We start from the raw sequence: 14,172 nt of genomic DNA, 5'->3' as shown, positions 1-14,172 counted from the left end.
CATGAATTATAACATTTTTGAATAAAAAACTCAATATATTCCCTTTTCTGCGCATGATTTTCAAGGATAAATCCCATTGTTTTTTTATAATAGAAATCAGAAGAAATCAAAAAACCAGGAAAAGAGGAGATTGCTTTGGAGAGAAGATGCAGGACAGCAAAGAGCCAATATCTGAATCGTGTGATAACCTATATGAAGGATCATCTGCAGGAGAATCTGACACTGACCCGGATTGCAAGGGAAGCAGGGCTGTCGGAGAGCTATCTCAACGCGGTTTTTAAAGAATGTGTCAAGTGTGCGCCAATGGATTACTACATCAACATGAAGATGGAGCAGGCCTGCTATCTTCTCTGCAATACAGACATGCATATATACCAGGTGGCCCAGTATTTGGGATATGACAATCAATATTATTTTTCACGGGCATTTAAGAAGGTACTGGGTGTGCCTCCTAAGAAGTACAAGGAAATGCCAAGGATACCGTCAGCCCCCATGCAGGTTTCCTGCTGAGAACAGGAAAATGTAATAAACAAAATGCAATATATACTTTACATTTAGAACGATATAATTTATAATATGTAATATAAGACGGAGGCCGAAGGAATTGCGGGTCACTTGTAGGCCGAGAGGCCACTTTGTAAATTGAGAGGCCATCTTTGTAATTGACAATTGAATCTTTGTAATCGAAAAGCCACTTTTGTATTCGAAAAGCATGTTTTGTAAGTCAAAAGCCATTTTTGTAACCGAAATGCAGTTTGCTTTTTTGCTTTTATTATCGTATGATAATAAATATGTGTATGCCAAAGGGAGGTCGACTCCCTCTCGATTTTTTTGTAATCGGAGAATCCACCCCTAATTCCTTAGACAGATTAGACGTTGGCGGCATGCAATTTTATTATTTGTTGAGAAGTCCTGGTTTTAGCATGATGTCTCCGGGGGCTACCGGAGCACATCCTAGTTTCTCTAAAACCTCCTCTCCATGATAAAAGCTGAAGGTTTCGTAGGGACTACGATTGCTCAGCTTTTTTCTTTTGTATGAATTGATGTGATTCATCATTAAACTGACGTCATCCTGTGTTATGTTTTGCATGCTTGTCCCTTTCGGCAGAATCCGGCGTATCAGTTCATGATTTACCTCGATCGCTCCCTTCTGATATGGACTGCCGGCATCACAATAAAACAGACGGGTTCTTAAGCCCGTAAATGGCTCTGTCCCATACTCAATGGCCTTGGGATTTGAGAATTCACTTCCGTTATCGGTCAGAATTACGGGAAACAGTTTCTTAAACAGGTCATCCCCAAGTGTTTGGTGCAGAAGATGAAAGATATCGGTTACTGATTTTGAAGTATTCGCATCTCGCAGAAAAGCAAGCATAAAGCTACATTCCACAAAGTGTATAGTAAGAAGGCACTTGCCTCCTTTCTCTCCGATAACAGAGTCCATTTGCACAATGTTCGTATCAGGAGTCTTTTCAAGAAACTCACAGAAATTTTTGTAATTGCGGTCAATACGGCAGCCTTTGTCAACTTTGAATTCCGGCTTTTTGTATCGTTCCCGGAATTTCACTTTCCTTGGCAGATCAATGTTTCTGACATCAAACAGACAGGCATCTATGTAGTTATAGATCGTCTTTTCGCTGCACATCAATTCATCCTGATGATTGATATAGATCTGATTGACGGATTGCCCCTGTTCCACAAGAGGTGTAATGATTTTGTTAAGCCTGCTGATTTCCTCCTCGGAAACACAAAGACCACTTCTTGAGGCGGAAATGTTTTCATGCGCCCGGATGTGAGCACGCTCTGCTTCATAAATAGTTTTCAGAAGTGTACACTTGCCAATGCTTTGACAGCTGTTGCAGGTATAAGGAATCCGAAATCTTGCCATACAGATTTCTTCCAGGAAATCGGTACAGTTCGCATTACAGGACGGACAGAGCTTGCAGTAGGCAGCTGATTTACGGGTGCATTCTTTTCCACAGATCTTTTTCTTCCTGCAGGCGTATCTGCTTTTGCAGGCATTGAACGGAAATCCGGGATACCCAGTGGCAACGGGTGAACTGTATTTACGCACTTCCCTGGAGATAGTAGTTGGATTTTTATCCATGCGGCGTGCAATCTCCTTAAATGACAGGGAATCTTTCAAATATTTTTGCAGGCTGAGCCTGTCTTCGTAAGTAAAAAATTTAGACATCCAATATCCTCCGTTCTGCCGCCAACTCTTTTAGGATATAGGAATCAATTACTTTAGGGAAACGGAAAAGACTGGTAATGCCTTCGGTCAATCAAGCACTACCAATCTTCTTTGTAAGCCAGAATGCAACCTTCTGGTATATATGTTGTATTTGTAACTATTCACTAGATTTTAAATCAAATAGGTTGCGTTTTGATTTACAATTGAGGCCGAAGGAATTGCGAAGGAATTGCAATCCGAGGTAATCCGAGTAAAAGGCCGAACGGCCCGAGAAAATGCTAATAAAATGCTGCTGATGTGTTTAAACGCGATACCTGTAAGGAGGGATGGATGGCAGTGAAAAACCTGAAAATGAAAGCAGCCAGGGCCGGTATGGATTTATCCCAGGAAGAACTGGCTGAGCTGGTAGGGGTGACCCGCCAGACCATTGGGATGATAGAGGCGGGGAAGTACAACCCTACGCTGAATCTTTGCCTGGCAATCTGCAAGGCGCTTCACAAGACACTGGATGAGCTGTTCTGGGAGGAATAGCAGGAGATATGGAAGTCAGAGGAAAAGGAAGGAGAATTCTGATATGATGGACGAGAGAACAACACAGGTAAGAAATAAAATAATGAGTGAGATGGCCATGCTTATGTATCTGTTTGTGGCGGCGGCATTTGCGGTTAAGGTTCTGCTGATGGGAAAAGGAATCCGGGACTGCGTGGTTGAATATGTCATATTGATTCTGGCCCCCCTGTATCAGTATGTTAGGGCAAGGCAGCTGAAGTTCAGCCTGTACCGGCCGGGATACGGCAGCCAGCAACATCGTGTCAGGCGCAATCTTGTCTCCGTGGCAGTGGGCGCACTGGTATTCATCCTGGTTTTCTGGAGAACCTCGAAAACAGGAACCTTGGATGCCAAAGAGGCGGTCTCGGGGGTGCTGACCTTTGTCGTGGTATTCCTGCTCACAAGAGTGGTGATAGTAAGGATTGAAAAGAAGCGGGCAGACAGACTGGAACAGGAATATGGGGATGACGGGGAAGAGCAGGAATAGATATACGAAATTTATATTGTTAATTTTCAAGCGTTAGGGTAAAATGGAAGGGCATGTCAGACAGGCCGCATGTACACAGGGCGGCCTTAAAATTTATATCATAAGGAGAGATATGAACCATGCCATTTAACAAGAAAAAGAATACCGGTACCCCAAAGCGGGATTATACAAAGATGAAGACACCCCATACGTATGCAATTATATTTGCTGCCATATTCCTGTGCTGGCTGCTGACATTTTTAGTACCAGCGGGAAAATTCAGCACCCACAAGGTAGAATATACGGATTCCAACGGTGCGGTAAAGACCAAGACCGTGCTGATGGCGGACACGTTCCGCTACAGCTACCGTCTGGACCGGGAAGCGGTGAAGGATAACCTGACAGCCATGAGCGGGGATGAAGCGCTGATGGAATCCCTGGGTGTTGACCCCGCAGAGCTGGATGCGTTTCTTGAAACAGATTCTTCTGAGTGGACCCAGGAGGATTTGGATGAACTGGGGCTGACAGATGATGTGCTGTACGGACAGTACGGCGAATCCATCTATGATACCAGCCAGAAGCTTCATAAGACGGCAAAGGTGTGGGGCACAGAGGATTTCGGCGGTTTTGGCTTTCTCAACTATGTGTTCGAGGGACTGGTGACAGGGGACCGTTCCGGCTCCGCAGTTGGAATCTGCGCCTTGATTCTGGTGGTGGGAGGTTCCTTTGGAATCATTATGAAGACAGGGGCCATTGATGCGGGTATTTACGCCTTCATCAAAAAGACAAAGGGCTTGGAACGTCTGGCCCTGCCGCTGTTATTTATCCTGTTTTCCCTGGGAGGCGCCACCTTTGGAATGGCAGAAGAGTGCATTCCCTTTTCCATGATTATGGTGCCCTTTGTGATTGCGCTGGGCTATGATTCCATTGTGGCCATCACTGTTACCTACGTGGCGTCCCAGGTGGGCAATGCAGTTTCATGGATGAGTCCCTTTTCTGTGGCGGTGGCCCAGGGCATAGCGGGAATCCCGGTTCTGTCCGGCGCCGGCTTCCGTCTGGCCATGTGGGTGATTGTGACTCTGCTTTCCGCAGGATACATGATGATTTACGCTGAAAAGATACGTAAGAACCCGGCCCACTCCGTTGTCTATGAGAGTGATGCCTATTTCAGGGGAAGAATGGACTCTGTTTCGGAGGAGGAGAGGGAATTCAGCCTGGGCCATAAGCTGATTCTTCTGGAGATGCTGGCTGTCCTGGTTTGGATTATCTGGGGTGTTACCCAGGAAGGGTATTATATTCCGGAAATCGCCTCCCAGTTCTTTGTGATGGGATTTGCGGCCGGTGTGACCGCGGTCATTTTTAAGCTCAATGATATGACGGTCAACGGTATGGCGTCCGCCTTCCAGAGCGGTGTGGCTGACCTGGCTGGAACCGCGGTTGTGGTAGGTATGGCCAAAGGAATTCTTCTTGTGCTGGGCGGCTCCGATGCAAATGTGGCGTCCACGCTGAATACGATTTTGTATACCATTGGTAATGCGCTTGCAGGAGTGCCTTCGTTTATCGGAGCGCTGTTTATGTACCTGTTCCAGAGCTGTTTCAATCTGATTGTGACCTCCAACTCCGGACAGGCCGCCCTGACCATGCCCATCATGGCGCCCCTTGCGGACCTGGTAGGCGTCACACGTCAGGTAGCGGTACTGGCTTTCCAGATGGGAGCCGGATTTGTGGATGCGTTCACACCGGTTTCCGCCAGTCTGATCGGCGTCCTGGGTGTTGCCAGGATTGACTGGGGAAAATGGGCAAAATTCCAGATTAAGATGCAGGCGTTTTTCTTCCTTATGGGAACCGTTGCAATAGCAATCGCCATAGCGGTTAACCTGCAGTAAGCTGGTATTTTGTCAAGATATTTAAAACGGGATGTTTTGCAGCCATGCTTGAATACCCGGTTGACTTCCCAACCATTTTAAAGTAAAATTCATACTGTTAATCGCAATTGGCTGGACCGTGCAAAAGGCCCGGCCTGCTATGCGTTTCGGGAAAGAAAGCAATATCCGAACAGAACTATTTAAATTATAGAAGCTAAATTCATAGAAGCTAAGGAGCAGATAAATGGAAGAATCCAGAGATACCATTGACAACATAAAAAATGCAGAAACAGCCATAAACCAGGACCCCCCTGCCGCGGAGCCGGAGCGTCAGCAGTACTTCATGGAGCGGGCGAAGGGACAGCTGGCCGAACTTTCCCGCAGGCTGGGACGTCCCCTTACCTGCTGCATCAACACCTTTGGGTGCCAGATGAATGCCAGGGATTCGGAGAAGCTTCTGGGGATTTTGGAGACAATCGGCTACCAGGCTGTAGAATCAGAGAAAGCGGATTTTGTGCTCTATAATACATGTACGGTGCGGGAAAATGCCAATCTTCGGGTTTACGGACGCCTGGGACAGCTGGGGGCCTATAAGAAGACGCATCCTGACATGATGATAGCCCTGTGCGGCTGCATGATGCAGGAAGAGGAAGTAGTGGAGAAAATCAGGAAAAGCTACCGCTATGTGGATTTGATTTTCGGAACCCACAATATCTTCAAGCTGGCGGAACTGGTATCCCTGTGCCTGGAGCGGCGGACCCAGGGCGGACAGAAGCAGGGAAAAACGAAGATGGTTGTGGATGTATGGAAGGATACGGACCAGATCGTAGAGGATTTGCCGGTGGAACGCAAGTTCCCTTTCAAGTCGGGAGTCAATATTATGTTTGGCTGCAATAATTTCTGCAGCTACTGCATTGTACCCTATGTAAGAGGAAGGGAGCGCAGCCGCAGGCCGGAAGAAATCATTAAGGAAATACAGAAGCTGGCAGCGGACGGAGTGGTGGAAATCATGCTCCTTGGACAAAATGTAAATTCCTATGGAAAGAACCTGGACAATCCAATGACCTTTGCGCAGCTTTTGGAGGAAGTGGAGAAGATAGACGGAATTGAGCGGATCCGTTTTATGACATCCCATCCAAAGGACCTGTCCGACGAACTCATAGAGGTCATGGCCAGGTCTGAAAAGATATGCCGTCATCTGCACCTTCCCCTCCAGTCCGGCAGCAGCCGGATTCTGAAGGTTATGAACCGGCGTTATACCAAGGAGCAGTATCTGGATTTGGCGGAGCGGATTAAAAAGGCAGTGCCTGGCATCTCACTGACAACGGATATCATTGTGGGATTTCCGGGCGAGACAGATGAGGACTTTGAGGAGACCATGGATGTGGTGAGAAGGGTGGGGTTTGACAGCGCCTTTACCTTCATCTACTCCAAGCGTACCGGCACACCGGCGGCAGCCATGGAAGATCAGGTGCCGGAGGCAATTGTGAAGGAGCGGTTTGACAGGCTTTTAAAGGAAGTACAGGATATCTCGGCAGAGGTGTGTGGACGGGATGTCAGGACAGTCCAGGAGGTCCTGGTGGAAGAGGTGAACGACCATGCGCCGGGGCTTATGACAGGCCGCCTGTCCAACAATACAGTGGTACACTTCCCGGGAGATGCATCCATGATTGGAAGGCTGGTGCCGGTGTATCTGCAGGAGAGCAAGGGCTTTTATTATATGGGACATATAGCTGATAAGGAAAATGAATAGAACCAGACAAACAATAACCGGCAAATTAAGATAAAACAAGAATAAACAAGCATACTAGAGAAGAGAGGTCAGCATTTTGATAGATTTGTCACAATTATCTCCCATGATGCAGCATTATATGGAGACAAAGAAGGAGTACCCGGACTGTGTCCTGTTTTACCGTCTGGGAGATTTCTATGAGATGTTTTTCGATGATGCCCTGACAGTGTCAAAGGAACTGGAGATAACCCTTACAGGAAAGGACTGCGGTCTTTCTGAGCGGGCACCTATGTGCGGGGTGCCGTTTCACGCATTGGATTCCTACCTGTACCGCCTGGTCCAGAAGGGATATAAGGTCGCTATAGCAGAGCAGATGGAGGATCCCAGGCAGGCCAAGGGCCTGGTGAAGCGTGAGGTAATCCGGGTGGTGACTCCGGGAACCATAACCAGCTCCCAGGTGCTGGATGAGACAAAGAACAATTACCTGATGGGAATTGTATATATGGATGGAATCTACGGAATATCCACCGCGGATATCAGTACCGGGGATTTCATGGTGACTGAGGTGGATTCGGACCGGGAACTGTTTGACGAAATCAACAAATTTTCCCCGTCTGAGATTATCTGCAACAATGCCTTTTACATGTCGGGCGTGGATATGGACGAGCTGAAAAACCGCTATCAGGTGGTTATTTCTGCCCTGGACAGCCGCTTTTTCGGTGAGGAATCCTGCCGCCGTATCCTGATGGAGCATTTTAAGGTGGGAGCCCTGGTGGGACTGGGGCTGGAGGACTATGCCACAGGCATCATTGCCGCCGGCGCCGTGATGCAGTATATCTATGAGACCCAGAAGAGCACCCTGGAGCACATTACCACCATCACCCCCTATTCTACCGGACAGTACATGGTTATTGACACATCCACCAGAAGGAACCTGGAGCTGGTGGAGACCATGCGGGAAAAACAGAAGAGAGGCACCCTGCTGTGGGTTCTGGACAAGACAAAGACAGCCATGGGAGCCAGGCTGCTTCGCGCCTGCATCGAACAGCCGCTGATTCACAGAGACGAAATCATCAAGCGCCAGAACGCGGTGGAAGAGCTGAACATGAACTATATCTCCCGGGAAGAGATATGCGAGTACTTAAATCCCATCTATGACCTGGAGCGTCTGATAGGGCGAATCAGCTATAAGACAGCCAATCCAAGGGACCTGATTGCCTTCAGAAGCTCTCTGGAAATGCTTCCCTACATCAAACGGATACTGGGAGAGTTTAACAGCGAACTTCTGGCAGAGCTGGGCCGGGAGCTGGATCCCCTTCAGGATATCTTCCAGCTTATAGGGGATGCCATTGTGGAGGAGCCGCCCATTACGGTCAGGGAAGGCGGTATCATAAAGGACGGCTACAACCAGGAGGCGGACAAGCTGCGTCATGCCAAGACAGAGGGTAAGAACTGGCTGGCGGAGCTGGAGGCAAAGGAAAAAGAAAAGACAGGCATTAAGACCCTGAAGGTGAAATTCAACAAGGTATTCGGTTACTATTTTGAGGTGACCAACTCCTTCAAGGACCAGGTGCCGGATTACTATATCCGCAAGCAGACCCTGACCAACGCGGAGCGGTTTACCACCGATGAATTAAAGCAGCTGGAAGACATCATCATGGGCGCGGAGGAAAAGCTGGTGTCCCTGGAGTATGACCTGTTCTGCGAGGTCAGGGACAAAATCGGGGCAGAGGTCATCCGCATTCAAAAGACGGCCAAGTCCATAGCTGGAATCGACGTATTCTGTTCCCTGTCCGTGGTGGCAACCCGGCGCAACTATGTGAAGCCCTCCATCAACGACAAGGGCGTGATTCAGATTAAGAACGGCCGCCATCCCGTGGTGGAGCAGATGATGCGGGACGACATGTTTGTGGCCAACGACACCTTTCTGGACAATGGAAAGAACCGGCTGTCCGTTATCACAGGCCCCAACATGGCGGGTAAATCCACGTACATGCGCCAGGTGGCCCTGATTGTACTTATGGCCCAGCTGGGCAGCTTTGTGCCGGCCCAGGAGGCTGATATCGGCATATGCGACCGTATTTTCACCAGGGTGGGGGCTTCCGACGATCTGGCCAGCGGACAGAGCACTTTCATGGTGGAAATGACAGAGGTGGCCAACATCCTGCGCAATGCCACCAGAAACAGTCTTCTGGTACTGGATGAAATCGGAAGGGGAACCAGCACCTTTGACGGATTGTCCATTGCCTGGGCTGTAATAGAACACATAAGCAATTCCAAGCTATTGGGAGCCAAGACACTGTTTGCCACCCATTACCATGAGCTGACAGAGCTGGAAGGCACCATAGCAGGGGTGAAAAATTATTGTATAGCGGTAAAGGAGCAGGGAGACGACATCGTATTCCTGCGCAAGATTGTCCGAGGCGGTGCAGATAAGAGCTACGGCATCCAGGTTGCAAAGCTGGCCGGCGTGCCGGATTCCGTTATAGCCAGGGCAAAAGAAATCGCGGAAGAATTAAGCGATGCGGACATCACGGCCAGGGCAAAGGAAATTGCGGAAATCAGTTCCAACATAACCCAGCACAAGGCGGTGCCGAAGCCGGATGAGGTGGACCTGCAGCAGCTGTCCTTCTTTGATACGGTAAAGGATGACGATATCATACGTGAGCTGGACAGTCTGGAGCTGTCCACCATGACGCCTCTTGATGCCATGAACACCCTGTACCGCCTTCAGACAAAGCTTAAAAACCGCTGGAAGGAGACCGGATGAATTTTCACATACTGACACTGTTCCCCGACATGGTCATGGGAGGACTGGGAACCAGCATAACGGGGCGGGCCATGGAGAGCAAGACCATATCTGTGGAAGCCATTGACATCAGGGATTATTCAAAGGATAAGCACAGACATGTGGACGACGCCCCTTACGGCGGCGGCGCAGGCATGGTTATGCAGCCGGGGCCTGTGTGCGAGGCTTACGAGGCCCTGTGCGGGCGCATCGGCAGGAAGCCCAGGCTTATCTATATGACGCCCCAGGGCAGGGTATTTAACCAAACCATAGCGGAGGAGCTGGCAAAGGAGGAGGATCTGGTCTTTCTCTGCGGGCATTACGAAGGAATCGACGAGCGCGCCCTGGAGCTGATTGCCACGGATTATCTTTCCGTGGGAGATTATGTCCTCACAGGCGGGGAACTTCCCGCCATGGTTATGATTGACTGTATCTCCCGTCTGGTGCCGGGGGTTCTGAACAACGACGCCTCGGCTGAGGAAGAATCCTTCCATGACAGCCTGTTAGAATACCCCCAATACACCCGTCCCGAGGTATTCCGCGGAATGGAAGTCCCGGAGGTGCTTTTAAGCGGCCACCATAAAAATATTGAGGAGTGGCGCAGGCAGCAGTCCATAAAACGCACCCTGGAGCGCCGCCCGGACCTGCTGGAACATGCCGCCCTGACCATGAAGGAGGTAAAATACCTGGATTCCCTCCGCCGGGAAAAAGGCGACCTGGAAATCCTGGAGGAGCTTATAGACCAGTATGTAAAATCCCTGAACGATGAGGCCTCTGCCGGCCGCACCAAACGAAAGGCAATGGCTGCGGCAAAGAAATTGCTGGCTGAGAAGGCTTGTACGGTTGGGGAGCTGCAAGGGTACTTTAAAGTGATGGGGATGCTTGCGGGGGGATGATGGGCGGAGGGGGAGGTGTTTCCGGCCGTGAGAGGAACGTATCTCCCCACCAGCCGCATATTTTCCCCGCTTCGCGCAGCTTCCGTTCCCGGCTTAGAGACAGCCCCCGAAGGAACCATGAGTCCAGACTCCCCGTCCCCTCCCGCTGCTTTTCCTCGATACCCCCTTTTTTTCTCTCCCCTGCCCCCACCCCGCGAATCCTTCCATATTGACAATCCCCCAATAATATTGTACAATTCTCTGAAACTATCCACATAAATACACACATTACAGGCCACGGCCCATACGTTCCGGGCTTCTGGGACTGTAAAATATGAAATAATAGGAGTTGATTTTTTTGGACCCATCGGGTGACAGTATTGCCATACGTGTCGTTATCATTATCATTTTACTGGGACTTTCCGCTTTTTTCTCGTCTTCGGAGACTGCCCTCACAACCGTCAATAAAATCCGTATCAGGACATTGGCAGAAGGGGGGAGCAAGTCTGCGCAGTGGGTGATGAAGCTGTCTGAGAATCAGGGAAAGATGCTCAGTGCCATATTAATCGGCAACAATGTGGTGAATCTTTCGGCCTCATCCATGCTTACCGTGCTGGTGACGGAAATATTTGGAAATAAAGCCGCTGGAGCCGCGACCGGCGTACTGACGCTTTTAATTTTGATTTTTGGTGAGATAACACCTAAAACAATGGCAACCCTGGATGCGGAGCGGTATTCCCTGCGGGTAGGCCATATGATTCATATTCTGATGACTGTGCTGACCCCTCTGATTGTCCTTATTAACTGGATGTCGCTGATTGTCCTCAAGGTTCTACATGTGGACCCTGATAAGAGGAATGACGACATTACGGAGGACGAGCTCAGGACCATTGTGGACGTGGGCCATGAAAAGGGTGTTATTGAGTCGGAAGAACGTGAGATGATCAACAATGTGTTTGACCTGGGAGACTCCGTGGCAAAGGATGTCATGGTGCCCAGAATCGACATGGTGTTTGTTGACATAGAGGCTGATTATGATGATCTGATTCAGATATTCAGAGAGGAGCATTATACCAGGCTTCCGGTCTATAAGGAAACAACGGACAATGTGGTGGGCATCATCAATATTAAGGACCTGCTGCTGGTGGAGGACAAGGCGTCCTTCTGCGTGTCGGATTACCTGCGCCAGCCTTTTTATACCTTTGAATCTAAAAAGCTATCCGAGCTGATGATGGAGATTAAGAAGTCTCCCAACAATATCATCATTGTTCTGGATGAGTACGGCGCCACGGCAGGTCTGATTACCCTGGAGGATATCCTGGAAGAAATCGTGGGCGATATACGCGATGAGTATGACGAGGATGAGGAAGAGGAGCTGATGGATCTGGGAGACGGCCAGTATCTGGTGGAAGGTTCCATGAAGCTGGATGACCTCAATGACATCCTGGATTTGGAACTGTCTTCTGAGGACTATGATTCTGTGGGGGGGCTTGTGATTGACCGCCTGGAACATCTGCCTTCCCAGGGCGAAGAGGTGATGTGCGGCAATGTGCGCCTGGTAGTGGAACAGGTGGAAAAGAACCGTATTGACAAGGTTCATCTGTACATCCTTCCCGGAGAAAAAGAAGAGGAATAGAACCAAGGCGAAATCAAGGCGAAACAGCTCATAAAATGCTTGCATTTTGGGACAATATATGCTAGAATAAGTCGTTGTGACAAGAAATAGATGGTCCTCTGTTACTGTGAGTGGTGAATCTGATTTACTGCCGGCGTATTAAGAACATCCAATAGATGAAGGAGGTTCACACGATGAACGATATTATTAAGAACATTGAAGCAGCCCAGTTGAAGGAAAGCGTACCCAGCTTTAACGTTGGCGATACCGTTAAGGTATACAACAAGATTAAAGAGGGTAACCGCGAGAGAATCCAGATTTTCGAGGGAACTGTCATTAAGAGACAGAACGGCGGAGCCAGAGAGACCTTTACCGTAAGGAAGAACTCCAATGGTATCGGCGTTGAGAAGACCTGGCCATTACATTCCCCAAGCGTTGACAACGTAGAGGTTGTACGTAAGGGTAAAGTAAGAAGAGCGAAGCTGAACTACTTAAGAGACAGGGTTGGTAAGGCTGCCAAGGTTAAAGAATTAGTTAAATAATCAGGTAGTGGAAGTGAGAATAGAGTTTGCAGATGCAAACTCTATTTTGTTAAGCAGGCGGCATACCCGTAAGCAGTCCGGGAAATGCCTTAAAAGATAGGTGTGGGTACATGGATTTTTATGTGAATGAGGATACGGCGTGGCTGAGAAAAGCAGTCCGCTGGACGGTCAATGTGGTGTTGGTCCTGGCCAGTGCCTGGTTCCTGGTCTACGGTTTCTGTACTCAGGTGCCTGTGTCAGGCGGTTCCATGCAGCCGGTTTTAGATGCGGACGATGTGGTCCTGGTGAACCGCCTGATTTATGATGTGGGAAAGCCGGAACGGTTTGACATCGTGGTATTTGAGCGCGAGGACCACAAGAAGAATGTGAAGCGGATCATCGGTCTGCCCGGTGAGACCGTGCAGATTAAGGGCGGCTATATATTCATTGACGGCGAGCTTTTAAACGCGGAGGACGGCCTGGAACAGGTGTCCCTGGCAGGAAGGGCGGACACTCCCATTAAGCTGGAGGACAATGAGTATTTTCTCCTGGGAGATAACAGGGACAGCAGTGAGGACAGCCGTTTCCCCAACATTGGAAATGTAAAAAGAGAGCAGATACAGGGCAAGGTCTGGTTCAGGATATTTCCCCTTCTGAAACTGGACTTCATCCATTCAAGATAGAACAGGAGTTTACAAATATGAACATTCAGTGGTATCCTGGTCATATGACCAAGGCAAAACGGGCCATGAAGGAAGATATGAAGCTTATTGACCTGGTAATCGAGCTGGTAGACGCCAGGGTTCCCCTTTCCAGCCGGAATCCTGACATAGATGACCTGGGCGCGGGCAAGGCCAGGATGGTGCTTCTCAACAAATCGGACCTGGCGGACGAGCGGCAGAATGCCCGCTGGGCAGCCTGGTTTGAGGACAAGGGCATTCACGTGGTGAAGGTTGACGCCAGGAACAAGGGAACACTTAAGCAGGTGCAGTCCGTCATCCAGGAGGCATGTAAGGAAAAGATAGAAAGGGACCGGCGCAGGGGCATTCTGAACCGTCCCATACGTACCATGGTGGTGGGGATTCCCAATGTGGGCAAGTCCACCTTCATCAATTCCTTTGCAGGAAAGGCCTGCGCCAAGACCGGCAACAAGCCCGGCGTCACCAAGGGAAACCAGTGGATACGCCTGAATAAGACGCTGGAGCTTCTGGACACCCCCGGAATCCTGTGGCCCAGGTTTGAGGATCAGCAGGTGGGCCTGAAGCTGGCTCTCATCGGCTCCATCAATGACCAGATTCTCAACAAAGATGAGCTGGCTTGCGAGCTTATACGCTTTTTGAAAAAGCGTTATCCCCAGGTGCTGGCAGAACGGTTTGGCCTGGAAACAGAGGGAAAGGAAGCTGCCGTTATCCTGGAGGAAATAGCCAGGGTCAGGGCCTGCCTGTTAAAAGGCGGGGATCTGGATGTGTCCAGGGCGGCAGCCCTGCTTCTGGATGATTTCAGGGCAGGCAAGCTGGGGCGGATCACGCTGGAGGAGCCGGAGAATCAAAAGGACAAGGTGGAATGA

At 49.5% G+C, this 14,172-nt stretch carries 12 protein-coding genes; 11 read left to right on the top strand and 1 reads right to left on the bottom strand.

Annotated elements, in window-relative coordinates:
* The first annotated feature begins 135 nt into the window (after window positions 1-135).
* Window positions 136-510: a helix-turn-helix domain-containing protein gene (locus LI015_RS13310; protein WP_054354471.1), complete on the top strand. Its 375-nt coding sequence runs from the start codon at window positions 136-138 to the stop codon at window positions 508-510.
* 385 nt (window positions 511-895) lie between these two features.
* Here the strand turns inward: LI015_RS13310 and LI015_RS13305 are convergent, their stop codons facing one another.
* Window positions 896-2,194: an IS30 family transposase gene (locus tag LI015_RS13305; protein ID WP_227125340.1), complete on the bottom strand. Its 1,299-nt coding sequence runs from the start codon at window positions 2,192-2,194 to the stop codon at window positions 896-898.
* 330 nt (window positions 2,195-2,524) lie between these two features.
* Here LI015_RS13305 and LI015_RS13300 point away from each other — a divergent pair, with 330 nt between their 5' ends.
* From LI015_RS13300 to ylqF, 10 genes are all read left to right on the top strand, one after another.
* Window positions 2,525-2,725, top strand: a complete 201-nt coding sequence (locus tag LI015_RS13300) for a helix-turn-helix transcriptional regulator (protein ID WP_002567483.1) — start codon at window positions 2,525-2,527, stop codon at window positions 2,723-2,725.
* Between the two features lie 43 nt (window positions 2,726-2,768).
* Window positions 2,769-3,230: a DUF6773 family protein gene (locus tag LI015_RS13295; RefSeq protein WP_054354472.1), complete on the top strand. Its 462-nt coding sequence runs from the start codon at window positions 2,769-2,771 to the stop codon at window positions 3,228-3,230.
* A 119-nt stretch (window positions 3,231-3,349) separates the two neighbouring features.
* Entirely contained in the window at window positions 3,350-5,095 is a 1,746-nt protein-coding gene (yfcC, locus tag LI015_RS13290) for a putative basic amino acid antiporter YfcC (RefSeq protein WP_054354473.1), read from the top strand.
* Window positions 5,096-5,318: 223 nt separating this feature from the next.
* Entirely contained in the window at window positions 5,319-6,827 is a 1,509-nt protein-coding gene (gene miaB, locus LI015_RS13285) for a tRNA (N6-isopentenyl adenosine(37)-C2)-methylthiotransferase MiaB (protein WP_117565879.1), read from the top strand.
* A gap of 103 nt (window positions 6,828-6,930) precedes the next feature.
* Entirely contained in the window at window positions 6,931-9,576 is a 2,646-nt protein-coding gene (mutS, locus tag LI015_RS13280; protein ID WP_007037329.1) for a DNA mismatch repair protein MutS, read from the top strand.
* A complete protein-coding gene (trmD, locus tag LI015_RS13275; protein WP_128132506.1) occupies window positions 9,573-10,490 on the top strand; it encodes a tRNA (guanosine(37)-N1)-methyltransferase TrmD in 918 nt (305 codons plus the stop codon). The genes mutS and trmD overlap by 4 nt, the downstream gene beginning before the upstream one ends.
* Before the next feature lie 337 nt (window positions 10,491-10,827).
* Window positions 10,828-12,105, top strand: coding sequence for an HlyC/CorC family transporter (locus tag LI015_RS13270; RefSeq protein WP_227125338.1), 1,278 nt, complete (start codon window positions 10,828-10,830; stop codon window positions 12,103-12,105).
* 173 nt (window positions 12,106-12,278) lie between these two features.
* On the top strand, window positions 12,279-12,626 hold the full coding sequence (rplS, locus tag LI015_RS13265) for a 50S ribosomal protein L19 (RefSeq protein ID WP_002567490.1): 348 nt from the start codon (window positions 12,279-12,281) through the stop codon (window positions 12,624-12,626).
* Window positions 12,627-12,736: 110 nt separating this feature from the next.
* Window positions 12,737-13,288: a signal peptidase I gene (lepB, locus tag LI015_RS13260; RefSeq protein ID WP_002567491.1), complete on the top strand. Its 552-nt coding sequence runs from the start codon at window positions 12,737-12,739 to the stop codon at window positions 13,286-13,288.
* A 17-nt stretch (window positions 13,289-13,305) separates the two neighbouring features.
* Entirely contained in the window at window positions 13,306-14,172 is an 867-nt protein-coding gene (ylqF, locus tag LI015_RS13255; RefSeq protein WP_054354475.1) for a ribosome biogenesis GTPase YlqF, read from the top strand.

This window comes from Enterocloster sp. 210928-DFI.2.20, assembly GCF_020554465.1.
GTDB classification, from domain to species: Bacteria; Bacillota; Clostridia; order Lachnospirales; family Lachnospiraceae; genus Enterocloster; species Enterocloster bolteae.
Note: the sequence above shows the minus strand (reverse complement) of the source record. Positions and strands in the feature narration are given on the sequence as shown.